The 24,452-nt window shown below is 58.4% G+C and carries 26 protein-coding genes; 20 read left to right on the top strand and 6 right to left on the bottom strand.

Annotated features, from left to right (window positions below; all coding sequences use genetic code 11):
- Positions 1-67 precede the first annotated feature (67 nt).
- Entirely contained in the window at positions 68-523 is a 456-nt protein-coding gene (locus QMP16_RS12175) for a methylated-DNA--[protein]-cysteine S-methyltransferase (RefSeq protein WP_282120675.1), read from the top strand.
- Between the two features lie 76 nt (positions 524-599).
- Entirely contained in the window at positions 600-1,067 is a 468-nt protein-coding gene (locus QMP16_RS12170) for a hypothetical protein (RefSeq protein ID WP_282152586.1), read from the top strand.
- 4 nt (positions 1,068-1,071) lie between these two features.
- Here the strand turns inward: QMP16_RS12170 and QMP16_RS12165 are convergent, their stop codons facing one another.
- The 4 genes from QMP16_RS12165 to fsa form a co-directional block, all read right to left on the bottom strand.
- Positions 1,072-1,767, bottom strand: coding sequence for a CDP-alcohol phosphatidyltransferase family protein (locus tag QMP16_RS12165; RefSeq protein WP_058273208.1), 696 nt, complete (start codon positions 1,765-1,767; stop codon positions 1,072-1,074).
- An 85-nt stretch (positions 1,768-1,852) separates the two neighbouring features.
- On the bottom strand, positions 1,853-2,773 hold the full coding sequence (locus QMP16_RS12160) for a tyrosine recombinase XerC (protein WP_282152585.1): 921 nt from the start codon (positions 2,771-2,773) through the stop codon (positions 1,853-1,855).
- Positions 2,770-3,477: a DUF484 family protein gene (locus QMP16_RS12155; RefSeq protein WP_282152584.1), complete on the bottom strand. Its 708-nt coding sequence runs from the start codon at positions 3,475-3,477 to the stop codon at positions 2,770-2,772. Before QMP16_RS12155 ends, QMP16_RS12160 begins: the two co-directional genes overlap by 4 nt.
- A gap of 194 nt (positions 3,478-3,671) precedes the next feature.
- Positions 3,672-4,325, bottom strand: a complete 654-nt coding sequence (gene fsa / locus QMP16_RS12150; protein ID WP_050603155.1) for a fructose-6-phosphate aldolase — start codon at positions 4,323-4,325, stop codon at positions 3,672-3,674.
- A gap of 90 nt (positions 4,326-4,415) precedes the next feature.
- Between fsa and QMP16_RS12145 the strand changes: the two genes are divergently transcribed.
- From QMP16_RS12145 to QMP16_RS12130, 4 genes are all read left to right on the top strand, one after another.
- A complete protein-coding gene (locus QMP16_RS12145; protein ID WP_282152583.1) occupies positions 4,416-6,611 on the top strand; it encodes a primosomal protein N' in 2,196 nt (731 codons plus the stop codon).
- Between the two features lie 79 nt (positions 6,612-6,690).
- Positions 6,691-7,923 (top strand): MFS transporter, encoded by a 1,233-nt coding sequence (locus QMP16_RS12140; protein ID WP_282152582.1) that lies wholly within the window; start codon positions 6,691-6,693, stop codon positions 7,921-7,923.
- 66 nt (positions 7,924-7,989) lie between these two features.
- Positions 7,990-8,862 carry a 50S ribosomal protein L11 methyltransferase gene (locus QMP16_RS12135; protein WP_282152581.1) on the top strand — a complete coding sequence of 291 codons (873 nt, stop codon included), beginning with the start codon at positions 7,990-7,992 and terminating at the stop codon, positions 8,860-8,862.
- 102 nt (positions 8,863-8,964) lie between these two features.
- Positions 8,965-9,309 (top strand): hypothetical protein, encoded by a 345-nt coding sequence (locus tag QMP16_RS12130; protein ID WP_109312601.1) that lies wholly within the window; start codon positions 8,965-8,967, stop codon positions 9,307-9,309.
- A gap of 100 nt (positions 9,310-9,409) precedes the next feature.
- Here the strand turns inward: QMP16_RS12130 and QMP16_RS12125 are convergent, their stop codons facing one another.
- Positions 9,410-9,622 carry a DUF1127 domain-containing protein gene (locus QMP16_RS12125; RefSeq protein ID WP_282152580.1) on the bottom strand — a complete coding sequence of 71 codons (213 nt, stop codon included), beginning with the start codon at positions 9,620-9,622 and terminating at the stop codon, positions 9,410-9,412.
- 334 nt (positions 9,623-9,956) lie between these two features.
- Here QMP16_RS12125 and ruvC point away from each other — a divergent pair, with 334 nt between their 5' ends.
- The 4 genes from ruvC to QMP16_RS12105 all read left to right on the top strand — a co-directional run bounded on the left by ruvC (position 9,957) and on the right by QMP16_RS12105 (position 12,833).
- Complete coding sequence (ruvC, locus tag QMP16_RS12120) at positions 9,957-10,454, top strand: crossover junction endodeoxyribonuclease RuvC (RefSeq protein WP_058273216.1); 498 nt, start codon at positions 9,957-9,959, stop codon at positions 10,452-10,454.
- The gene (gene ruvA, locus QMP16_RS12115) at positions 10,451-11,128 is read left to right on the top strand and encodes a Holliday junction branch migration protein RuvA (RefSeq protein WP_282152579.1); all 678 of its coding nucleotides are present in this window, start codon (positions 10,451-10,453) and stop codon (positions 11,126-11,128) included. The genes ruvC and ruvA overlap by 4 nt, the downstream gene beginning before the upstream one ends.
- A 4-nt stretch (positions 11,129-11,132) precedes the next feature.
- Positions 11,133-12,152, top strand: a complete 1,020-nt coding sequence (gene ruvB / locus QMP16_RS12110; protein WP_282152578.1) for a Holliday junction branch migration DNA helicase RuvB — start codon at positions 11,133-11,135, stop codon at positions 12,150-12,152.
- 63 nt (positions 12,153-12,215) lie between these two features.
- Positions 12,216-12,833, top strand: coding sequence for a hypothetical protein (locus QMP16_RS12105; RefSeq protein WP_282120668.1), 618 nt, complete (start codon positions 12,216-12,218; stop codon positions 12,831-12,833).
- Positions 12,834-12,855: 22 nt separating this feature from the next.
- Here QMP16_RS12105 and QMP16_RS12100 read toward each other — a convergent pair whose 3' ends face one another.
- Complete coding sequence (locus tag QMP16_RS12100; RefSeq protein ID WP_282152577.1) at positions 12,856-14,562, bottom strand: SulP family inorganic anion transporter; 1,707 nt, start codon at positions 14,560-14,562, stop codon at positions 12,856-12,858.
- Between the two features lie 190 nt (positions 14,563-14,752).
- On the opposite strand from QMP16_RS12100, the gene ybgC reads away from it, so the two are divergent.
- From ybgC to QMP16_RS12050, 10 genes are all read left to right on the top strand, one after another.
- Positions 14,753-15,160: a tol-pal system-associated acyl-CoA thioesterase gene (ybgC, locus tag QMP16_RS12095; protein WP_058273220.1), complete on the top strand. Its 408-nt coding sequence runs from the start codon at positions 14,753-14,755 to the stop codon at positions 15,158-15,160.
- A gap of 111 nt (positions 15,161-15,271) precedes the next feature.
- Entirely contained in the window at positions 15,272-15,967 is a 696-nt protein-coding gene (tolQ, locus tag QMP16_RS12090; RefSeq protein ID WP_058279518.1) for a protein TolQ, read from the top strand.
- A 1-nt stretch (position 15,968) separates the two neighbouring features.
- Positions 15,969-16,445, top strand: coding sequence for a protein TolR (tolR, locus tag QMP16_RS12085; protein ID WP_058273222.1), 477 nt, complete (start codon positions 15,969-15,971; stop codon positions 16,443-16,445).
- A 9-nt stretch (positions 16,446-16,454) separates the two neighbouring features.
- The gene (locus QMP16_RS12080) at positions 16,455-17,555 is read left to right on the top strand and encodes an energy transducer TonB family protein (protein ID WP_282152576.1); all 1,101 of its coding nucleotides are present in this window, start codon (positions 16,455-16,457) and stop codon (positions 17,553-17,555) included.
- The gene (tolB, locus tag QMP16_RS12075) at positions 17,552-18,871 is read left to right on the top strand and encodes a Tol-Pal system beta propeller repeat protein TolB (protein ID WP_282120665.1); all 1,320 of its coding nucleotides are present in this window, start codon (positions 17,552-17,554) and stop codon (positions 18,869-18,871) included. Before QMP16_RS12080 ends, tolB begins: the two co-directional genes overlap by 4 nt.
- An 89-nt stretch (positions 18,872-18,960) precedes the next feature.
- A complete protein-coding gene (gene pal, locus QMP16_RS12070; RefSeq protein WP_108861019.1) occupies positions 18,961-19,464 on the top strand; it encodes a peptidoglycan-associated lipoprotein Pal in 504 nt (167 codons plus the stop codon).
- Between the two features lie 4 nt (positions 19,465-19,468).
- Positions 19,469-20,302, top strand: coding sequence for a tol-pal system protein YbgF (gene ybgF / locus QMP16_RS12065; RefSeq protein WP_282152730.1), 834 nt, complete (start codon positions 19,469-19,471; stop codon positions 20,300-20,302).
- Positions 20,299-21,552 (top strand): tRNA lysidine(34) synthetase TilS, encoded by a 1,254-nt coding sequence (tilS, locus tag QMP16_RS12060; RefSeq protein ID WP_282152575.1) that lies wholly within the window; start codon positions 20,299-20,301, stop codon positions 21,550-21,552. The genes ybgF and tilS overlap by 4 nt, the downstream gene beginning before the upstream one ends.
- Positions 21,553-21,628: 76 nt before the next feature.
- Complete coding sequence (gene ftsH, locus QMP16_RS12055; RefSeq protein WP_058279522.1) at positions 21,629-23,545, top strand: ATP-dependent zinc metalloprotease FtsH; 1,917 nt, start codon at positions 21,629-21,631, stop codon at positions 23,543-23,545.
- A 108-nt stretch (positions 23,546-23,653) separates the two neighbouring features.
- Positions 23,654-24,229, top strand: a complete 576-nt coding sequence (locus tag QMP16_RS12050) for an MOSC domain-containing protein (protein ID WP_282152574.1) — start codon at positions 23,654-23,656, stop codon at positions 24,227-24,229.
- Positions 24,230-24,452: the final 223 nt, after the last annotated feature.

Below are 24,452 nucleotides of genomic sequence, written 5' to 3'. Positions count from 1 at the left end.
GCGTAACTCGCCGGGGGTTTTTCTTTCCGCGCTTGCGCTGGCCCCGGCGATCTGAAACGCTGTATTCATGCCGATGATTTCCGTTGATACGCAGTTTGGCCGCCTTGGCATTGAAGAAACAGATGGCGCCATCACACGCCTTGTGTGGGATGGGCAGGACGACGGGCCGGACACACCCCTGTTGCAGGAAGCCGCCGCACAGTTAACCGCATATAACGAGGGGCGTCTCGAGCGGTTCGATCTGCCGTATCGTGTTGCCGGGTCAGACTTTCAGCGCAATGTCTGCGACCTGATGTATGCCATTCCGCTGGGCGAGACCCGAACGTACGGGGACATCGCGAAAGAGCTTGGGCAGCCACCCCAACCGGTGGGGCAGGCCTGCGGTGCGAACCCCATACCGGTGATTATACCTTGCCATCGGGTGCTGTCTGCCAACGGTCTGGGCGGGTTCTCGGGCGATGGTGGTGTCGAAACCAAAGTGGCCTTGCTGCGTCATGAACGCGCGGCGGGCCTGCTGATCTGAGGCGCGAAAATCAGTTGCAATCCACGTGTTCGCGGCCCAACCTATATCAGTTACTGAATTTGAAGGACCGTATTGCATGACCGCCTATACAGACCCGGCCGCTCGCAAAAAGGCCATCATAGACCGCCTGATGTCGCTGGAAGAGCAGGAATTGGCAACTGCGCAGGCGCATTACGACGCATTTCTCAAGGACTCGCAGCTGGACGACCGCGAAGGGCATGACAAAGATGACATCGCCGCCTCACGCGAGAATGCAGATCTGGCGGCGGCGTTCGATGCACCCGTTCATGCGCATCACGCCAAGATTGATGTGATCGAGAACACGGATTTCAGCCTGACGGACCGGGTTCAGCCGGGCGCTGTTGTCAAGTTCAACAACCGCCGTTTCGTGGTCTGTGTCTCAACGACCCGCTTTGAGGTCGACGGTAAGACATATATGGGCATCTCAACCCAAAGCCCGATCTACCTGACAATGACCGGTCTGCAAGAGGGTGACGTGTTCACCCATAACGGCACCGAGTTCGAGGTTGAGGAAATCCTGTAACGTTCTAGTTGTTGCGCAGCGGGACAAGTTGCTGCGCAATGCCAGCTGAAACCAGGTAGAGGCTTGTAATTACCAACCCCCAATGCGCCCAGCTTTCGGGGTGGAAGTCGACCCAAGCTGCCCAACCGGCGAAAAATGTCCAGGCGAACGCGATCGGCAGTGATACATTACGCCAGCGTTCCGTCCGCACCGGGTGAATGAACTTCAACGGTAGGAACATCGCCAGCGACAACAGTGAAACCAGCAGCAGGATCACCCAGAAGTTGGGCTCCAGCGCGAAGATCACGATGACGAACATGTTCCAGCAACCCGGAAACCCAGAGAACGAGTTGTCCTTGGTCTTCATCCGGGTGTCCGCGAAATACATGGCGCTGGCAAAGGTGATCACGATGATCGCAAACCAGCCGGTCCAACCGTCCATCAGCCCCGATTTGAACAGCGCAAAGGCCGGAATGAACACGTAGGTCAGATAGTCGATGATCAGGTCCAGAAGAACACCGTCAAATTCCGGTGCGTTCTTTTTGACATGGTAGTGGCGCGCAAGCGGGCCGTCGATTCCGTCCACGATGAACGAGATCACCAGCCACAGATACATAAGGCTCCATTTTTCCTCGACCGCGGCCAGCATGGCCAGCATTGCAAAGACGGCGCCGGTCGCGGTGAACAGATGTACGGAAAGGGCTTTGAGTTTTATTGTCATTTGTGTCTCTTGGACGATGCGCGCTGCAGATGCAAACTAAAAGCCGGGTGAGGGTACAGCCCAGACGTCATCGTGGGGCTCGGGATCAGGCCTTGGGGTGGGCGCGGTTGTAGACTTCCATCAGTCGGGCCGTATCTACGGCCGTATAGGCCTGCGTGGTGGACAGTGAGGCATGGCCCAGCAATTCCTGAATGGCGCGCAGGTCACCCCCAGCGGACAACAGATGGGTGGCAAAACTGTGCCTTAAAGCGTGCGGTGTGGCGGTTGCGGGCAGGCCAAGCTGCATACGCGCCTTGGCCATCACGTCCTGAATTGCGCGGGGATTGAGTGCACCGCCCCGCACTCCGCGGAATAAAGCCTCTTCCTGGGATTGTGGATGCGGGCAGAGCTGCAGGTAACGGTCAACGGCGGTACGGGCGGCCGGGATCACCGGAACGATGCGTTCCTTTCTGCCCTTTCCCACAATACGCAAGCTATTCGGCAAAGGCGCGTCGCTTCCTGTCAAAGACAGCGCCTCGGAGATGCGCAAACCGCAGCCATAGAGCAGTGTGACGACAGCAACGTCGCGTGCCGAGATCCAGTCGTTTGACGACTGAAGTTCGACCGTGTCGATCATCGCGCGGGCCGCGTCTTCGGCCAGCGGGCGGGGGAGTTTTTGGGTAAACTTTGGCGCGCGTGTGGACAGAACGGCAGTGGGTTCGAACCCTTCACGTTCAGCCAGCCATCGATAAAAACTTTTGACCGCCGACAGCTTGCGCGCCAGGGATCGAGCCCCAACACCTGCGCTGCGCTGATCGGCCATCCAGGCGCGCATGTCGGACACGTTGATCCGGGCCAGCGCTGCCAATCCCTGCCGTTCACTGTGGTGTAGTGTCATGAAAGACAGGAAGTCGGTGACATCGCCACGATAGGCGGCCTGGGTGTTTTCCGATCGCCCCGCCAGCGCGCTCAGGCTGTCCAGCCAGTACTGTAACGCGTCGCGGCAGGCGGGTGAGATCAGGCTCACGACAACCAGTGGCGCATCGAACGTTCGAAGACGCCAGCGAAGAACGACAGAAGATCAGTGCCCAGCTGCGGCGAGAAGTGGTTGCGGTCCCTTGCGCTCATCACGATCATGCCCGGCAACCGACCCTCACCCAGATCCAACCGCAGGCAAGCCTCGGACCGCAGGTGATCTGCGTTGGGTCCAAAAATCCTGTGCGTCGGGTGGAGAATCTCGCGCAGAACCACGTCGCGGGCGGGGCCGCCGCGGTCGAAGGTCAGGTAATTGTCCACGAAGCCGGGTTCGACTACGGACAGAACACCACCCAGAGTGTCGATGGCGGGGTCTTCCTGCGTTACTGTGGATTCCAGAATCAGCTTGATACGATCAACGCGTAGGATTTCGACCACATCCGAGCCGAGCGTACGCAGGAAATCTTCGAACTCGGCCGGTTCCAGCATGCGGATGACGGCACGATGCACCTGATTTGTGCCTGCAAGGTTTTCATACGCTGCGGCGATAACGGACCGGTGGGTGTCTTCCAGCCTGTCCAGCCGTTCCTCGAGCCGTTGCATGGCGATGCCGCGCAGGTCGATGACGTTGTCCCCGCGCGCCTGTTCGTTGGCCGTTACAAGTGCCTGCATCAGGTCCTTGTCGTCCAGCACGGCGTCTGGTTTGGCCAGAATCGCGGCGCGCAAGTTGTCCTGGAGTTTGGTGTTACTGCTCATGTCCCGCTCGGTCTTTTTTTGTTGAGGGGCTTATAACATGAGTTATGGCGGTTTCCTTGGAAAAAATGCATTGGCCGTGCATTTCATTCCCACTGTGACCTACGGCTCCCGCCTGCGAAACCTTGATCCAAGATCAAGGCTTGGCAGTTGGGCCAGGCGCGGCACCTGACGGCGCCGCGCGGTCGCGCAAAGGGTCAGAGGATTTTCTGACCTGTCTTGGCCCAGTCGGCCAGGAAGGTTTCCAGACCTTTGTCCGTCAATGGATGATCGGCCAGTTTCTTGATCACGGCAGGCGGTGCGGTGATCACGTCAGCACCGATACGGGCGCTGTCGGTCACGTGGTTCACGGTGCGGATTGAAGCGGCCAGAATTTCGGTTTCAAAACCGTAATTGTCATAGACCTGACGGATGTCGGCGATCAGATCCATGCCATCAAGGTTGATGTCATCCAGGCGACCGATGAAGGGCGAGATGAAGGTTGCGCCCGCCTTTGCGGCCAAAAGCGCCTGGTTGGTCGAGAAGCAGAGTGTGACGTTGACCATCTGGCCTTCGTCGCTGAGCGTCTTGCAGGTTTTCAGACCGGCCCATGTCAGCGGAACTTTCACGGCGATATTCGGAGCGATCTTGGCCAGCTTGCGGCCCTCGGCGATCATGTCGTCAGCTTCGGTTGCGACAACTTCGGCTGAAACCGGTCCGTCGACCAGATCACAGATTTCCTTGGTCACTTCCAGAATGTCACGACCTGATTTCAGGATCAGCGAGGGGTTGGTGGTCACGCCGTCCACCATGCCCAGATCGTTCAGTTCGGCAATGGCGTCGATCTCGGCTGTGTCTACGAAGAATTTCATGCGGGCAGTCCTTTGATGGGTTGGCCTTGGTCGCGGATGGCTTTACCTCAAAGAGACCCATGCTGGAACCCCCGAGCCCAAGGATATGCGTTGAGCACTCAGGAGTATTTCGACCAAGGAGAGCTGGTTGCGGTTCTGACCGCACAACCGCTGGACCGGACGCTGGATTACAAGGCGCCCGAGGGGGGCTGTTTTCTGGGGGCGTTCGTAGAGGTTCCGCTGGGGCCGCGCAAAGTACTGGGTGTCGTCTGGGGGCCGGGACAGGGCGGGTTCGACCTGAACAAGGCGCGATCCGTGATCCGGGTGCTTGAGGTCGCGCCGATGCGCGAAGAAATGCGGCTGTTTCTGGGGAAGGTTGCTGATTACACCCTGACGCCGATGCCCGCGATGTTGCGGCTGGCAACCCGGGCGCCGGGTTTGGGTGATCCGCCGTCGATGCGTAAGGTTTATCGGCTGGGCAATGGCGAGCCGGACCGGATGACCGACGCACGCACCCGTGTGCTGGAGGTACTCCGCAACTATGGCGGGCTGGCGTTCACCCTGAAAGAACTCGCCGAACAGGCCGGAGTGACGTCTTCGGTCGTCAAAGGGTTGGTCAAGCAGGGCGCTATACGGGAAGAAGATAGCCCGCGCGATTTGCCCTATCCGCATCTGGATCCGGATTTGCCGGGCAAAGCTTTAACCGACGATCAGGCCGCGGCGGTTGAGAAGTTGCAGAAGGGCCAGCGGTCCGGGGAATATGGAACCACGCTGCTTAAGGGCGTGACGGGTTCGGGCAAGACCGAAGTGTATTTGGAGGCTGTTGCCGAGGCGCTGCGGATGGGCCGACAAGCCTTGGTTCTGCTGCCCGAGATCGCTCTGACAGCGGAATTCCTGACACGAGTTGAGGCGCGGTTCGGTGCACGCCCAGCCGAGTGGCATTCCGGCGCGACCATGACCGAACGCCGCCGGGTCTGGCGGATGGTGGGGCAGGGGGATGCGCAAATGGTGATTGGTGCGCGGTCAGCTTTGTTCCTGCCGTTTCGCAACCTTGGTTTGGTGGTGGTCGATGAGGAACACGACACCTCGTACAAACAAGAGGACGGCGTGCATTACAGCGCGCGGGACATGGCGGTGCTGCGGTCTGCCATTTGCGGCGCGCGGGTGATATTGGCCAGCGCAACGCCTTCGCTGGAAAGCTGGGCCAACGCCGAGGCGGGAAAATACGACCGGGTTGATCTGACCTCGCGGTTCGGGGCGGCGGTGTTGCCCGAGATGAAGCCCATCGACATGCGGGCCGAACAGATGCAACCCGGGACGTGGATTTCTCCGTCTTTGCGGCAGGCGGTGATGCAGCGGATCGAGAGGGGCGAGCAATCGCTGCTGTTCATCAACCGCCGTGGGTATGCGCCGGTGACCCTGTGCCGGGCTTGTGGGGAACAGATTGCCTGCGATCATTGCGACGCGCGGATGGTCGAGCACCGGTTTCTGAAACGGCTGATGTGTCACCAATGCGGTGAGACCAAGCCGATGCCCGACGAATGTCCCTCATGCGGGGTCGAGGGCAAGCTGGCCCCGGTCGGTCCGGGGATCGAGCGGCTGGCTGAAGAGGCTGAGGCGACGTTTCCCGATGCCAAGATCGCGATGCTGAGTTCCGATTTGTTTGGCTCGGCCCGCGCCCTGAAAGCCAAGATCGAAGAGATTGCCGAGGGCGATGCCGATATCGTCATCGGTACGCAGCTGGTTGCCAAAGGGCACAACTTTCCCAATCTGACTTTGGTTGGGGTAATCGATGCCGACCTCAGTCTGCACGGGGCAGACCTGCGCGCCGCTGAGCGGACATTCCAGTTGATGCGGCAAGTCGCGGGTCGGGCAGGCCGGGCGGACAAGCCAGGGCAGGCCCTGTTGCAGACATTCCAGCCCGAGCATCCCGTAATCCGCGCTATTCTTTCAGGTGACGAAGAAGGATTTTGGAAGGCCGAGGCCGCAGGACGACAGGCGGCGGGTGTGCCACCATACGGCCGTATGGCAGGGATCGTCCTGTCTGGACCTGAGGTTGGGCCAGTTTTTGATATCGGAAATGCAATGGCCCGCAACGATGCGCCGCTGCGCGATATCGGGGCACAAGTCTTTGGCCCGGCTCCGGCGCCTATTGCGCGGATTCGCGGCAGACACCGCGTGCGATTGCTGGTCAAGGCACCCAAGGGCGCCCCGATTCAGGACGCGATTGCCCGCTGGATCGCGCCCTTGCGCCTTAAGGGCGACCTGCGTTTGACCGTGGATATCGACCCGCAGAGTTTCTACTGACCTCTGCATCAGCGCAGACCGATTGTGCGCCTGCTGCTTCGCCCTCGCCAAAATCTGAAAATGGGCGTAGATGAGTCCCATGTTGAAACCGATGCCCCTGTCCGAGGCGCAGAGCCTTCCGTTCTGGCGCCGCCCTGTGACGCTCTTGTTCGTCATGGCGCTGACGATGCCGATTGCCTTCAACGCTTGGAGCGCGCTGTTGAACAATTTCGTCATCGAGGTGGCGAATTTTGACGGGGCCGACATTGGGTTACTGCACACTGTGCGGGAGATCCCTGGTTTTCTTGCTGTTGGCGTGATCGCGGTGATCATTTTCGTGCGCGAGCAGGTACTGGCGATGATCTCGCTGATGATGCTGGGCGTTGCAACTGCGTTGACAGCATGGTTTCCCAGCCTTGGTGGGTTGCTGTTTGTGACCCTCTTCAGCTCGATCGGGTTTCACTATTACGAGACAGTAAATCAGTCGCTGCAGCTGCAATGGCTGCCCAAGGACCGCGCGCCACAGGTATTGGGCTGGCTTGTTGCCATGGGGTCAGCCGCGACGGCAGTAGTCTATGGCCTGATCGTTCTGACCTGGGACCGGTTTGATCTGTCCTACAACGTTGTATTCATGGCCGCTGGTGGTGTGACCGCCCTGTTGGCGCTGTTCTGTCTGTTCGCTTTTCCGCAGTTTGACTCGCCAACTCCACAGACCAAAAAACTGATCCTGCGTCGTCGCTACTGGCTGTATTACGCACTACAGTTCATGGCCGGGGCGCGGCGGCAGATCTTTGTTGTCTTCGCGGGCTTCATGATGGTCGAGAAATTTGGGTTTGAAGTGCACGAGCTGACCAGCCTCTATCTGATCAATCTGGTGATCAACATGGCGGCGGCTCCGATGTTGGGTAAGGCTGTATCGTTGTTCGGTGAGCGCCGCACGCTAATCTTTGAATACACCGGCTTGGCGATCGTTTTTGCGGCCTATGGCGGTATCTACTGGTTCGGGTGGGGCGTGGTTCTGGCTGCAACCCTATATGTGATCGACCATGTTCTTTTCGCATTAGCGCTTGCCCTGAAGACCTACTTTCAGAAAATCGCCGATCCTGCGGATATTGCACCGACTGCGGCCGTTGCGTTCACGATCAACCATATCGCCGCTGTGTTCCTTCCTGCGCTTCTGGGCCTGCTGTGGGTCATCTCGCCCGGTGCAGTCTTTGCACTGGCCGCTGCGATGGCGATGATCTCGTTGGGTTTGTCGTTACTGATCCCGCGCCACCCAGAACCGGGAAATGAAACGATCTTGTCGAAATACGCGCCGGCACCTGCCGAATAAGCGCCAATGCTTGACCTTGGCGGGCCATCGCCATAGGCGCTGTGTCAATTGATACAGGAGGCCCCCATGCCCACATTCACTGCGCTGACTACACTGACCGGTAAAAAAGCTGCCGAAGGGCTGGGCGAAGCGATGGAGCGTCTGGATCCGGAACCAACCGGCGTTGGAGTATTCGAGGTCGAGGATGGCTCGGGCCTTTGGGAAGTTGGTGGGTACTTCACGGAAACTCCGGACGAAACCGCTCTGGCCGTTCTAGCCGCCGCGTTTGAGGCCAAGCCTTTTGTTGTGTCAGAACTGCCCGATACGGATTGGGTGGCCCATGTGCGCCGGGAATTGGCCCCGGTCGATGCTGGACGGTTCTTTGTCTATGGCAGCCACGACGCTGACAAACTGCCCGAGGGACGTATCCCACTGCTGATCGAGGCTGCAATGGCCTTTGGCACCGGTCACCACGGCACCACGTTGGGATGCCTAAAGGCGCTGGACCATCTTCTGAGCCAAGGGTTCACGGCGACCAAAGTGGCCGATATCGGCTGCGGCACCGCCGTGCTGGCCATGGCGGCCGCGCGGGTCTGGGAAGGTGAGATCATCGCCAGTGATATCGACGAAGTGGCCGTTGATGTCGCCGAAGCCAACCTGAAGGCCAATGGCATGGCAGGCAAGGTCCGCTGCGTGGAAGCGGCGGGCTTTGATCATCCCGAGCTGGGCGCGATCGCACCCTACGATCTGATTTTCGCAAATATCCTTAAGGGGCCACTGGTTGCTCTTGCCCCCGAAATCGCAGCGAATCTGCGCGTCGGTGGGTACGCAATTCTGTCCGGAATCCTTAACGAACAAGCCGATGATGTGGTCTCCGTTTATCTACAAAACGGGTTCAATTTAGAGAAAAGTGACCAAATTGGTGAGTGGACGACGCTAATATTAAGCAAACAGGGCTAAATTTGGGCCATTTGCTGGAGCTTTCTGGAGTTTTGCCTCGATTTTGTCGCATTCTGTTTTTACCGTCTTAACCTGGAATCGGGGGGCGGTTTGGAGGCTGCCATGACGGGAAAACAACTGGAATTTGATCAGCGCGTGAATCGCCTGAGCAAGAAACACGCAAAACTAAGTCGTGGCTATCGCGCGACGATGCGCAAGGACGGGTTGGTGGTGATGAAACCGCAGAGGGTGAAGTCAGCTTTACCCCTTAAGGTTCTACTGATGTGTCTGCTTGGGTTGTTTGCATTCAAGACGTTCTTGCTCACCAGCCTTGGGCCTTCGGGCTATCAATACAGGGTTGACGCATTGAACGAGGGCACCTCGGTTGAACAAGCCGGTGCCTGGGTGATGCAAATCGACCCGGTGTCGCTGATGCTTTCGGAACAGCTGGCACGGCTGCTGCCCTGACATCAGGCCAATGAATCAGAAACGCCGCGCATTCTGCATGCGCGGCGTTCTGCTTTGCCCCCGAGGGAGGGAAGAGGCATATGAGTGGGTGTACTAAATCTTAACTACGACCATCGGCCACGACGTCAATATCGCCACGGCACAGTCCGATATCTTCCAGCTCGCGATCTGTCAGACCGCTCAGCGTGTTACGCGTCACGCGTGCGTCATTCCATTCGACAACGGCGTTCACGACCGATGCGAAATATGCGCCGATACGGCCGACGAGGCCGAATGAGCCGGTGGTGGTGCGGGTGGTGTCCAGTGCAGCCATATCCTGTTTCCTTCTGGTTTAAGTTTACGTTTTGATCGTTCGATCTGAGCGGCATCTAGTGCTGCCAAATCGGCTGTGCAAGTGCGGAAATTGCAACTGTCCTATGCGTTTTTTGCAGAGCTCAAGATTCATTAGAACCCCTTAATTTATTGGCCATTTTTGCTTCATGAAACGTGTCGATTTCAGGCTTTTGACTGTCGCAAACTGGCCGTTTTGTCGCCTGTGAAACAGGTCTGTCGTTTTTGTGCTCTCTGTCAATTCGCTTGGAAAATGTTCACGCTTCGTGCTAATCCGTAAAAAAGATCACAAAAACTCGAGCAGGCCGAGGCGAAATATGCGGATTTTGGGCATTGATCCGGGGCTTAGGACCCTGGGATGGGGCGTCATCGAATCGCATGGCAGCCGCCTGAGCCACGTCGCCAACGGACTGTGCAAGTCTGACGGGGACGATTTGGGCGAGCGTTTGCTGTCTCTGTACAATCAAATCGTTGAAGTCATTGCAGAACATCAGCCCGATCAGGCGGCCATCGAACAGACCTTCGTCAACAAGGATGGTGCTGGTACGCTGAAGCTGGGTCAGGCACGCGGTGTGGCGTTGTTGACGCTGGCGCAAGCAGGGCTGCCCGTGGGTGAATACGCGCCCAACCGGGTTAAGAAAACGGTTGTGGGCGTTGGGCATGCCGAGAAAGAGCAGGTTCTTCATATGGTCAAATTGCAACTGCCGGGCTGTAAACCCAAGGGGGCGGATGCGGCGGATGCGCTGGCGATTGCCATCTGTCATTCATATTACGGCGCAGCGCCGCAGGCGCGCGTGAAAGAGGTGCGGGCATGATCGGAAAACTGACCGGACGATTGGACTATCGCGCAGCGGATCACGTGTTGATCGACGTGCGTGGGGTCGGGTACCTCGTTTACTGCTCGGACCGGACCATGGCCGCGCTGCCGGGCGTTGGCGAGGCTGTCTCGATCTATACCGATATGGTGGTGCGCGAGGATCTGATGCAGCTTTTTGGGTTTTTGTCCCTGGTCGAAAAGGAATGGCATCGCCTGCTGTGTTCGGTTCAGGGCGTTGGGGCCAAGGTCTCGCTTGCCATTCTGTCCGCGCTGGGTCCGGATGGGGTCAGTCGGGCCATTGCGCTTGGGGATTGGGGTGCCGTCAAAGCGGCGAAAGGCGTGGGCCCAAAGACGGCACAGCGGATCGTGCTGGATCTAAAAGACAAGGCGCCGGGTGTGATGGCTATGGGCGGGACCGTGACCGAAGCGATGGACGGCCCCGGGCTGGATGTTGTTGAGTTGTCTGAACCGGCGCAAGTGCCCAAGCGGGCGCCCAAACCTGCCTCGGGGTCTGCCGCAGCTTCGGCGGGGGCACTGTCAGCCCTTGGCAATTTGGGGTACGGACCATCCGAGGCGGCCTCGGCCGTGGCCGAAGCGGCCGCCAGCTTGCCGGATGCAGGCGAGGCTGAATTGATCAGGGCGGCACTCAAGTTGCTGGCTCCGAAAGGGTAACTGAATGGTAGACGCCGATCCCACATTGCGCCCCGAGCCCTTGCCCGAGGATAACGACCGCGCCCTGCGTCCGCAGGGGCTGGACGAATTCATCGGTCAGGCCGAGGCGCGGGCTAATCTGCGCATCTTCATCCAATCCGCGCGTATGCGGAGCGAGGCGATGGATCACACGCTGTTTCATGGCCCTCCGGGTCTGGGTAAAACGACGCTGGCGCAAATCATGGCGCGCGAGTTGGGGGTGAATTTCCGCATGACCTCGGGGCCGGTTCTGGCCAAGGCGGGTGATCTGGCGGCGATCCTGACCAATCTGGAATCCCGCGATGTGCTGTTCATCGACGAAATCCACCGTCTGAACCCGGCCGTCGAAGAGGTTCTGTATCCGGCGATGGAGGATTTTGAGCTGGACCTGGTGATCGGTGAAGGTCCGGCGGCGCGCACAGTCCGGATTGAGCTGCAGCCATTTACTTTGGTTGGTGCGACCACACGAATGGGATTGCTGACGACGCCTTTGCGCGACCGATTTGGCATTCCGACGCGGTTGCAGTTCTACACAGTGGACGAGTTGCACGAGATCGTTACGCGCAACGCCCGCAAACTGGGCGCGCCTGCTGATGATGCGGGCGCCAGAGAGATCGCGCGCCGATCGCGCGGGACCCCGCGGATCGCGGGGCGATTGCTGCGACGGGTGGTGGATTTTGCCATCGTCGAGGGCGATGGACGTATCACCCTGGATCTGGCGGATGGCGCGCTGACGCGGTTGGGTGTGGATAACCTGGGCTTGGATGGTGCCGACCGGCGATACCTCAAGCTGATCGCTGAGAACTATGCCGGTGGTCCGGTCGGGATTGAGACTCTGTCGGCTGCGTTGTCGGAAAGTCGCGATTCGCTGGAGGAAGTGATCGAGCCCTATTTGTTGCAGCAAGGTCTGATCCAGCGCACGCCGCGCGGTCGGATGTTGGCGCAGAAGGCTTGGACGCATCTGGGAATGGCGGCACCAAAGGGCCAGAGCGATCTGTTTGGTTGAAGCTGAGGCCTTTAGATTTTATGCCTTCGGTGAGAGTATTTTCGAAAAGATGAAGGATTGGGCGTGACCCCCGAAGACATTCAGTCGTTGTTCACCCGTGAAAGCGGAGAGTTTCTGTTCGCGCGTTGGGGTCGGCCCATCGTGCCCATCGTCTTTGGGGTCGAGGAGGAAACTCTGACCACCATCAAGGGCGCATTTGAGGCCGTAGTCAGCTTGGCCGATCATAAAATGGCCGAGACGGACCCGGAACTAGGTGCGAATTGCATGGTGTTCTTTTTCCGCGACTGGAAGGAACTGCTGGAAGTTCCCGATCTGGATCGGCTGGTTCCCGATCTTGCGCCGTTAGTCGACCGACTGATCGCGGCGGATGCAAATCAATACCGGGTGTTCCGCTTTGAGGAAGACGGTGCGATCCGGGCCGCGTTTGTTTTTCTGCGAATGGACGAAGAGCTGTCCAAGGTTCCGGCTGAGACTCTGGCACTTAGTCAGGTAGTACAGACCATCCTGTTGTGGTCCGACACCGCTTTTCGAACGCAGTCGCCGCTGGCGGTCGCGGGCGAGGCGACGATCTTGCGCCCGGAGATCGCCGGGTTGATCCGCGCAGCATACGATCCGGTATTGCCCGGAGCTTCGCAGGATCCGGCGCACGCTTTGCGACTGTTCGCGCGGTTGCAGGCGTAGTCTTAAGACCGATAGAGGCTATCTACGATTTGGAGTCGTTTCGGTGTTGAAAGGCAGTCAATAGGTCGCTTCCCGCGTCGTAAAAGGCATCACTACCCACCAAACCCGTAACCCCGTATCTGTCCAGCTCTGACCGCACGTGGGGGTCGACCAGTAGGAAAACCATCTTGATGTTCTTTGCCTGCAGGATCTTTAGAACATTGCGCAGCGTATAGCCTGCCGTGAAATCCACGTCATCAATGGCCGAAGCCTCGATACAGAACCAACGTACTTTGTTATCTGAATCACGGGTGATTGTCGCAATCTCATCCGAAAGCCGCTGTGCATTCGCGTAATACAGGCTGTGAGAGAAGCGATAGATTACAAGCCCAGGTTCGAATTGGTTCGGTGCAGTAATGGGTTTCGAATGCCAACCACCGTCTTTGGTTTTGACGATCACTGAATTTTTGGGGCGGTACCCACGGCGGGTATGGTCGATCAATGACAGCACCATTGCAAAGATGATGCCTTGTTCGACCCCAACGATAACGACAACTGCAGCCGTGGCGACAGCAATCCAGAATTCGGACCGGGCTTGCCTGTAGATTGCAATCAGGCCTTTCAGGTCGATAAGTTTCACACCGATCAGAAACACGACGGCAGACAGCGCCGCATAGGGCAAGTAGGCAAGTGGGCCCGTCAAGAAGAGGATGACCACCAAGACGATCAAGACGGTCGTCAGTTGTGCCACCTGACTGCGACCACCGGCGCTGGCCACCATCTCGGTTTTTGTCGGGCTGCCATTTACCACAAAAGTGCCGGTGAATGCCGCCCCCAGATTGGCCAGACCCAGCCCGACAAGGTCCGTGTTCTCGCTGAATTTCTCTTCGTATCGTGCGGCATAAGCTCGCGAAGTTGCGGCGCTTTGGGCCAAGATCACAACGAAGATGGACAGCGCGGTTGGCAGCAATTGTTTGAATAGGGTCCAGCTCCAGTCCACGTTCGGGACAGAGAGCGCAGGCAAGCCGCTGGGAACCGAGCCCAGTACCGCGATGCCGGATGCGGCGAATTGGAACGCCCAGCTGCACAGCATTACCCCAAGTATGGCGAACAACGGGCCGGGTAGTTTCGGTGACAGCTGCCGGCATCCGACGACGATCAGCAAAACCGCCGCCGCCACCGCCAATGTGGGCCAGCTTGTCTGGTCGATGTTCTGAATGGTTGCCTGAAGCTTGGTGATGGTCCCGTGACCGTCGCTTTCGATCCCCAAAAGCCCCGGTATTTCACCGGTTGCGACCTGAATGCCCACGCCTGTCAGGAACCCGACAAGAACTGTCCGGGATAGGAAATCAACCAAAAACCCCAAGCCGATGAGGCGTGCGGCGATCAACAAAACTGCGGCCATCAGCGCCAACAGGGACGCCAACGCCAGATACTCGGACGAACCCGACACTGCCATGCCAGCCAGGGCCGAGGCCGTAATCGCCGCCGTGGCAGAATCCGCACCCACCACAAGATGGCGGGACGAACCGAACAGCGCGAACAGCGCCATTGGGACAAGGATGGTGTACAACCCAGTCACAACCGGCGTGCCTGCGATTTTGGTATAGCCCATGACCTCGGGGATCGCGAGGCAGGCAAAAGTCAGCCCTGCCAAAATTTCCGCAGGCAAGGTCGCGCGGTTGAATGGCAAGACGCCCTGAAGGACTGGAAGAAAGAACATCCTCTCTTCTTTTGGTCCTTTAGCCATTGAAACTCCTGTCGGATTCACTTGGTATGTATGAAAGCCTAGAGGGCAAATCTTCGAATTTCGATAGCGGACTTGGGAAGGTGGGAACTTTGTCCCCACAAGGGATTGCAGGAACCGCGACAACCATGCATCTGTTTCAGAGCAGGATTTGCCCCGCGCGTTACATATTTGAGAGACCGGACCTGATATCATGGCCAATGAAGCTGATGCGCCCCACAAGCATATCTTCCCGATCCGGGTCTACTATGAAGACACCGATATGGGCGGGGTCGTATACCACGCGAATTACCTCAAGTTTATCGAACGCGCGCGATCTGACTATGTGCGCCGTCTGGGCAATGATCAGAACGCGATGCGCGATGGCGGGATCGTCTGGGTCGTGCGCCGGATCGAGGCGGATTACGTCGCGCCCGCGAAGTTCGATGATGAGCTGATCGTTGAAACATGGCTGTCGTCAATCTCTGGTGTGCGGCTGACCATGGGCCAGCTGGTCAAGAGGGGGGAGACCGAGATCTTCCGCGCCTCGGTGACTGCTGTTTGCATGAATGCGCAGGGCAAGCCGGTCCGCCTTCCGGCAGAGATTCGCGCATTGATGTAACAATTTGTTGGTCTGGGGTGGTTATGTTGGCTTTTCGTAACCAACTGCGATAGCGTTTGGAAAAACAAGGCCAAACGAACGGCCGTCAGGCAAAAAACAAAGAGCAGGTTCATGGAAGCTGAAACGCTGGCGCTGGCGCAGGAGATCGATTTCTCCATGTGGGGGCTGTATGCCCGCGCGACCTTTGTCGTCAAACTGGTGATGTTGATGCTGATCGCTGCATCCATCTGGTCTTGGGCGATTATCATTCAGAAATTGATCAACTATCGCGCGGCCCGCCGAGAGGCGCAGGTGTTTGACGAGGCCTTTTGGTCCGGCAACCCGCTGGACGAGCTGTTCGAACATATCGGATCGCAGCCCGACGGCAGTTCCGAGAAGATTTTTGCCGCTGGCATGATCGAATGGCGCAGGTCGCACCGAACGGATGGCGGGCTGATCGCGGGAGCCACTGCGCGGATTGACCGTTCGATGGACGTGGCAATCGCCAAAGAGTCCGAGACATTGCAAAAAGGTTTGCCCATTTTGGCGACGGTGGGCTCGACCGCGCCGTTCATTGGCCTGTTCGGGACCGTTTGGGGCATCATGAACGCGTTTATTGAGATTGCAGAGCAGCAAAACACCAACCTGGCCGTTGTGGCACCCGGCATTGCCGAAGCGCTTTTGGCCACGGGCCTGGGTCTGTTGGCTGCGATCCCGGCGGTAATTTTCTACAACAAGCTCAGTTCAGACAGTGATCGGATCGTGGCTGGCTACGAGGCTTTTGCCGACGAGTTCGCCACCATTCTGTCGCGTCAGTTGGACAGCTAAGATGGGTGCGGCGGTTCAGCAGAACGGAGGCGGGAACGGGCGCAGACGCGGCCGTCGTCGCGGGCGGGCGCAGCCGATGGCCGAGATCAACGTGACGCCTTTTGTAGACGTTATGTTGGTGTTGCTGATTATCTTTATGGTTGCGGCACCGCTGCTAACCGTTGGCGTGCCGGTGGACTTACCCAAGACGGCGGCAAGCGCATTGCCGGGCGATAACGAAGAACCGCTGACAGTCACGATGACTGCAGAAGGGCGCATTCAGATTCAAACCACCGATGTTGCCCGCGAAGAGTTGATTGGCAAGCTGCGCGCCATTGCGGCAGAACGCAGCAGTGACCGGGTGTTCCTGCGCGCGGATGGTGCGATCCCTTATGCGCAGGTTATGCAGGTTATGGGTGCGCTGAATGCAGGTGGGTTTTCCAATGTGGGGCTGGTGACCGACACCGGCGGCCCCGCGCTGGACGAAGGTGGAGAGTGAGGCCGCGCGGTGGATACCGGCACCAAGATCTCGGCAATTGCCCATGTCAGTTTGATTTCGTGGGCTTTGTTTGGCGGCACCTTTCGGTCCGAACCATTGCCTATGCCTGTTCAGGATATCTCGGTGATCTCGGCTGAACAGTTCGCAGCAATGACGGCTCAGAGTGAGGCGCCTGAGCTGCCTACGCCAACTGCCCTGCAACAGCCCGATGCGCCCGAAGAGGAAATCCCCACCCCTGAACCGGTGGAGCAGGAACCTCCGACACCTGAAGTGTCTGAGCCAAATGAACCAGAGCCAGAGCTGGAACCAGAACCACTGGCCCCCCCACCCGAACCGGTCGTGATCGAACAGCCCCCAGAATTGGCCCCCCCAGAACCCGAGGCCGTCGTTTTGCCCACCCCGCCAGGGCCCGAGGCACAGCCGCGGCCTGCGGATAAAGTAGCGCCTGAACCTGTCGCGCCGCCGCCGCCTGAAGCCGCACCAGATGATATTGAATCCCCGGCTGTATCGCTGGACGAGGGAGCTGAAACTCAGCAAGAACAGCAGGATCAAACGGCACCCGAAGAGGCCACGGATGAAATCGTGACCGAGGCGGAAGAAGCCAAGGAATATGCGCCGCGCAGCTCTCCGCGTCCGCTGGTGCGACCGAACCGACCGACGCCCCCGGCAGAGCCTGAAGTGGCCGAGACCGAAGAACCGACCGAACCAGAGCCCGCGCCAAGTGATGAAACCGCGATCAACGACGCACTGGCCGAGGCGCTGGGGCAGAGCAGCGAACCGTCTGGCCCACCCCTGACTGCGGGTGAGAAGGATGCTATGCGACTGGCTGTGTCGAAGTGCTGGAACGTTGGTTCTCTGTCCACGGACGCACTGCAAACGGTCGTTGTGGTCGGGTTCTCGCTGACACCGGATGGCAAGGTGCTCGGCGGTACACTGCAAATGATCGACAGTTCCGGCGGGACTGACGCGTCTGCAAGACAAGCCTACGAGGCCGCCCGGCGAGCGATTTTGCGCTGCGGGGCCAAAGGATACACCCTGCCTACTGACAAATACGATCAATGGCGGGATATTGAGATTACATTCAATCCCGAGAGGATGCGGATCAAATGATGAGATTTCTGACCAGCCTTTTGCTTGGCCTGACAGTTTTGGCAGCGCCAGTGTATGCGCAAAGCGGACCCCTGCGTCTTGAGCTGGATCAGGGGATTATTGAACCCTTGCCTTTTGCGGTGCCAAATTTCGTGCCCGACGGGCCAGCAGCCACACAATACGCAAACGACTTATCGCGCGTCGTAGCGGCGGATCTGACCGGAACCGGGCTGTTCCGTGAAATTTCTTCAGACGCATTCATCAGCCGGGTCAGCAGTTTCGAAGCCCCTGTGCAATTTGCCGATTGGAAGGCCATCAATGCCGAGGCCTTGGTGACAGGTGCTGTCAACGTCTCGGGCAAGCGCCTGACTGTTCGATTTCGCGTTTGGGACGTATTCTCGGGTCAGGAATTGGGCAATGGTCTGCAGTTTTCCGGCACCACAGATGGCTGGCGGCGCATGGCACACAAAGTGGCCGATCAGGTTTATACCCGAGTGACCGGCGAGAGCGGTTACTTTGACAGCCGCGTCGCGTTTGTGTCCGAAAGCGGCCCCAAGAACCAGCGTCTGAAGCGTCTGGCAATCATGGACTACGACGGCGCGAACGTTCAGTACCTCACCGACAGCGCTGCGATTGTTCTGGCACCACGCTTTTCGCCCTCGGGCGATCGGCTGTTGTACACCAGCTATGAAACCGGTCAGCCGCGCATTTATGTTTTGGACGTTGATCGCGTCAAACGGACCGAATTGAAGACACAAGACGGCACCATGAGTTTTTCGCCGCGCTTTTCGCCGGATGGCCGCTCCATCGTCTATTCGCTGATTCAGGGCGGCAACACAGACCTTTGGAAAATGGATCTGGCCTCGGGCCAAAGCGTGCGCCTGACGAACACACCTGCCATTGAGACCGCGCCCAGCTATTCCCCGGACGGGTCGCAGATCGTGTTCGAAAGCGACCGCTCTGGCACACCTCAACTGTACATCATGCCCGCAAATGGCGGAGAGGCGACCCGCATCAGCTTTAAACAGGGGCGGTATGGTACACCGGTCTGGTCGCCGCGTGGTGACCTGATCGCCTTTACCAAACAGAACAAGGGTCGGTTCCATATCGGCGTCATGCGGACAGACGGCAGCGAGGAACGCCTGCTGACCTCGTCCTTTCTGGATGAGGGGCCAACATGGTCGCCGAACGGGCGTGTCATCATGTTCACCCGTGAATCGCAGGGCGCAAGCGGACGGGCGACACTGTATTCGGTGGATATCTCGGGTCGGAATCTGCGCCCGGTGCGTACACCGGATGGCGGCAGCGATCCATCTTGGGGGCCACTACAGAAGTGATCGGGGCAGGGGGTTGGAAAAGTTCACAAAATTCCTGCACTGTGATAACAGAGACAGCAATAAAGCAATAAAACGACGAGGCACCTGAAATGAATGTATTGAGCAAAGTCATAGCATTGGGCGTGCTAAGTGTACTGGCCGCCTGTACCAATAACGATCCTTCAGCACTGGGCGGTGGCGCGGGCGGTAACGGTTCGATCCTGCCGGGTTCGCCCAGCGACCCCCAGTCACCGGCCTATTTCCAGCAAACTGTTGGTGACCGCGTGTTGTTTGAGGTTGATCAGTCGACCCTGACCGGGCAGGCGCAGACGATATTGCAGGGACAGGCAGACTGGCTGCTGGCCAATACGGATTTCGTCGCCACGATCGAGGGTCACGCGGACGAACAGGGTACGCGCGAGTATAACCTGGCCCTGGGCGCGCGTCGCGCGAATGCGGCGCGTGAATACCTGATTTCACGTGGGGTTGCCGGCAACCGTTTGACCACGGTTAGTTTCGGCAAGGAACGCCCGATCGAGATTTGCAGCACCGAGGAATGCTATTCCAAAAACCGTCGTTCGGTGACGGTCCTGACCGGTTCAACTTTGGGGTAAGATGATGCGAATTGCAGGATGGGTTCTGGCTGCGGTCGTGGCGACTGCGGGCGTGGCAAGTGCACAGGATCAGCAAACCCTGGCGGATATCCGTCAGGAGCTAACGGTGCTGCACGTCGAGGTTCAGCGCCTCAAGCGCGAGTTTTCAACCACCGGATCTCCGGCACCCAATCTGGCTGGTAGTTCCGTTCTGGAGCGTGTTGACGCCATTGAGGCTGAATTGCAGCGCCTGACCCGCCAGACCGAGCAGTTGAACCAGCGTGTGCAAAACATCGTCACTGACGGGACCAACCGGATCGGCGATCTGGAATTCCGCTTGGTTGAGTTGGAAGGTGGCGATCTCAGCACGCTTGGCGAGACCTCGACCTTGGGTGGCGAAACCGAAATCACAGCTGCGGCACCGACAACACCTACTACCCCGACGGCACCGGCCCCGACTGAGCAAGGTGAACTTGCAGTGGGTGAGCGCGCGGACTTTGATGCGGCATCACAGGCCCTGGCAGATGGCAACTATCAGGCCGCAGCGGATCAGCTCGCCACATTCGAAAGCTCGTATCCCGGCAGTCCGCTGGCCCCCGAAGCCAACCTGAAGCGGGGGCGCGCGCTTGTTGGAATCGGTGACACGCGTGAGGCCGCGCGGGCCTTTCTGGCCAGCTTTACCGGCGATTCCGAAGGTGCATTCGCACCCGAGGCGCTGTTTGAGTTGGGCTCGGCGCTGGGGCGTCTGGGTCAGACCGATCAGGCTTGCATCACTCTGGGCGAGGTGGGCGTGCGGTTCCCGTCTTCGGCCTCGGCCACCAATGCCACACAGGAAATGGCAAGCCTGGGCTGTTCTTGACCGAAAACGCTGAAGAACTGCGGGCCGAGATTCGGGCGCGTTTACCCAAGACCCTTCCTTCGCGTCTGGGTGTGGCTGTCTCTGGCGGGGGCGATTCTGTCGCTCTGTTTTTGCTGTTGAATGATATTGCCCAAAACGAGCAGGTTAAGCTGTTCGCAGCGACCGTTGACCACGGTTTGCGCCCCGATTCCGCAGTCGAAGCGCAGAAAGTAAGCGAGCTTGCCGCGTGTTTGGGTATCCCGCATCAAACGTTGAAATGGACAGGGTGGGCCGGTCAGGGGAACCTTCAGGATCAGGCCAGACAGGCGCGTTATCGGATGTTGACCGAATGGGCCACACGCAATGCGATCAGCGCGATTGCGTTAGGCCACACCGCGGATGATCAGGCCGAAACCTTCCTGATGCGACTGGGTCGCGCAGCTGGTGTTACGGGTCTGTCGGGCATGCCGGTTGAACGGATTTTGGATGGCGTGACGATGTTGCGGCCGATGCTGGGTATAACAAGGCAAGCATTGCGTGGCTATCTGTCTGGTGAGGGAGTTGGCTGGATCGAAGATCCATCGAATCAGGACCTCCGGTTTGACCGGATCAAGGCACGGCAGGCCTTGTCTGACCTCAAGGATTTGGGGATCACGGCCAGTTCTTTGACTCGAGTCGCAGAAAACCTTGCGCAGGCGCGTGAGGCATTGGAGCGTTTTACGCAGGAATCCGCCCGAAAAATCGCCGTGGTGGAAACCGGTGATGTTTGCTTGGATCGCACCGCCTTTCAGTCTTTGCCTCAGGAAATCCAGCGCCGGCTTGTGATCGGTTGCATCGCGTGGATCGCCGGAGCGGGGTATCCACCTCGCCAAACGTCGGTGGATCAGGCTGTGAAGGCCGTTGAAGAGGGCACCGTTACGTCGATCAATGGCTGTTTGTTTGTCCCAAAGGTCAATAAAACGTGGATTTGCAGAGAGCTAAACGCGGTTCAGGGCGAAATCGCGCGGCCCGGCGAGCTGTGGGACAAGCGATGGATTCTGTCAGGACCTTCGACTGCTGGCGTGCAAATCCGACCATTAGGCGAGCAGGGCCTGCCTAGGGTTCCAGATTGGCGGGACTTGGGTAAACCACGTCAGGTCTTGTTGGCTTCACCCGCTGTTTGGCTGGGGGATGAACTGGTGTCAGCTCCAACCGCCAGATTGTTGAATGGATGGACGGCTGAATTGGCCCCCGGAACGCCCGAGTTTCATTCTTCTTTTTTATCGCATTGAACCTCCTTGAATCATCTCTATTTTATAGAGCAACCCGGCAGACCCCCATCTGCCGAAATCTTTTGGGAGACTTTCCTTGGGCAACGCTCGTAACATCGCCTTCTGGGTCGTTCTGTTTTTGCTGATCCTTGCACTGTTCAATTTGTTCAGCGGACCAGGCGGGACACTTCAGAGCAATGAAAGAACTTATTCTGATTTCGTAACCGCCGTTCAAGCCGACGAAGTCAAGAATGTGACCCTGGATGGCGAACAGATTCGCTATACCACGCAAAGCGGTGCCAACTATGTCACCATCAAACCCGGCGATGCCGAGGTCACCAAACTGCTGATCGACGAGAACATTCCCGTTCGCGCCGAGAAACAGCAGCAATCCGGTTTCCAGTCGTTCCTGATCACGCTGCTGCCGTTCCTGCTCCTCATTGGTGTCTGGGTCTATTTCATGAACCGGATGCAAGGCGGTGGAAAAGGCGGCGCGATGGGCTTTGGCAAGTCCAAGGCCAAGATGCTGACCGAAAAGCATGGCCGCGTGACATTTGACGATGTCGCAGGTATCGACGAGGCCAAGGAAGAGCTGGAAGAGATCGTGGAATTTCTGCGTAACCCGCAGAAGTTCAGCCGCCTAGGCGGCAAGATCCCGAAAGGCGCGCTGCTGGTTGGCCCTCCGGGCACCGGTAAGACGCTGCTTGCGCGTGCGATTGCTGGTGAGGCGGGTGTGCCGTTCTTCACCATCTCAGGCTCTGACTTTGTTGAGATGTTTGTTGGTGTCGGTGCATCCCGAGTGCGTGACATGTTCGAACAGGCTAAAAAGAATGCGCCCTGTATTGTCTTCATCGACGAAATCGACGCCGTCGGTCGCCATCGTGGTGCCGGTTACGGCGGCGGGAATGATGAACGCGAGCAGACGCTCAACCAATTGCTGGTTGAGATGGACGGGTTCGAAGCCAATGAGGGTGTGATCATTCTGGCGGCCACCAACCGTAAGGACGTTCTGGACCCTGCGCTGCTGCGCCCCGGTCGTTTTGACCGCAACGTAACTGTCGGCAACCCCGACATCAAAGGCCGTGAGAAGATCCTGGGCGTGCACGCGCGCAAGACGCCTCTGGGCCCCGATGTCGACCTGCGCATCATCGCGCGTGGTACTCCGGGCTTCTCGGGCGCTGATCTGGCGAATCTCGTGAACGAGGCCGCACTGATGGCGGCGCGCGTTGGCCGTCGCTTTGTCACCATGGAGGACTTTGAGAACGCCAAGGACAAAGTGATGATGGGGGCCGAGCGCCGTTCGATGGTGCTGACGCAAGACCAGAAGGAAAAGACCGCCTATCACGAATCTGGTCACGCGGTCGTTGGTCTGTCGCTACCGCTTTGCGATCCGGTCTACAAGGCGACCATCATTCCGCGCGGTGGCGCGTTGGGTATGGTGGTGTCGTTGCCGGAAATGGACCGTCTGAACTATCACCGCGACGAATGCGAGCAAAAGCTGGCCATGACCATGGCAGGCAAAGCCGCCGAGGTGATCAAATACGGTGAAGATCACGTCTCGAACGGCCCCGCCGGTGACATCATGCAGGCCAGCCAGTTGGCGCGGGCCATGGTGATGCGCTGGGGTATGTCTGACAAGGTCGGCAACATTGATTATGCCGAGGCGCATGACGGCTATTCGGGCAACACTGCTGGCTTCTCGGTTTCAGCGCATACCAAAGAGCTGATCGAGGAAGAGGTGAAACGCCTGATCCAGCAGGGTTATGAGCGCGCGCACAAGATCCTGTCCGACAAGAACGAGGAATGGGAACGTCTGGCGCAAGGCTTGCTGGAATACGAAACTCTGACCGGGGACGAGATCAAGCGCGTCATGAATGGCGAATCGCCGACCGATGGTGATGACGAGGGTGATAAGCCGGATGAAGGCAGCGCGCCCAGCGTTACCGCCATTCCCAAGACCAAGGTCAAAAAGACCCCGCCCGACGGTGGGATGGAGCCAGAACCATCGGCATAAAGAAATCAGACCCGGGCCAAGTCCCGGGTCTTTTCTTTTCAGCTTTTCAAATGGACTGGTTTGACTTTTAGTACGATTTTGACGGCCCGCAGCCGAAGGGGATTTCAAATGCCGGTATTGCGAGAAACAGAGTTCACGGGTGAAGTTGTTTGGCTGGGTCACGTGCCCGCGGGTGGCTCGATCCGGGCCAAAGCGGTCGATGTTTTGGATCTGGATTTCTCAGGGGACAAAGGCGAGCGGCACGAGGGTCTAAACCGGACCTCATGTGTCAGGGTCAAGAATCTGTATCCGCAAGGCACCGAAATCCGCAACGTGCGCCAATTGTCGGTTCTGTCCGCCGAGGAAATGGACGCCACTGCTAAAGAGATGGGGCTGGATCGGCTGGACCCTTCGTTTCTGGGCGTCAGCATCTTGTTGCGCGGCATTCCGGACTTTACACATCTTCCGCCATCCTCGCGTTTGCAGGGCCGCGACGGTGTCACGATAACCGTGGATATGGAAAACCGCCCCTGCGTCATTCCCGGTCGTGAGATCGAAGCCGATCAACCCGGGTACGGGGCGTCCTTCAAGCCCGCAGCACAGGGCCGAAGGGGCGTGACTGCGTGGGTGGAACGACCCGGACAGCTGCGGTTGGGGGACCAGATGAGCCTGTTCGTGCCAGATCAGCGGGCGTGGGCGCCTTAAGCGTAAAGCGTTTTCGATTTGAAACCGGTGAAATGACGCTACGCCGTTTCATGGCTTGAATATGTCGGAATCTCTATCCATCGGGATTGTACACAACGGTATGGATTGACCAGCACCGGCCCAGCTGCGCCGGTTTGCATGGAATTCAACCGGGGGTTTTGCCCAATGAGCTATAAATCGGACATTGAAATTGCGCGCGAGGCGCAGAAGAAGCCTATTCAGG

Source organism: Ruegeria atlantica (genome assembly GCF_947495585.1).
GTDB lineage: Bacteria > Pseudomonadota > Alphaproteobacteria > Rhodobacterales > Rhodobacteraceae > Ruegeria > Ruegeria atlantica_G.
This window is presented reverse-complemented; position numbering and strand designations above follow the sequence as displayed.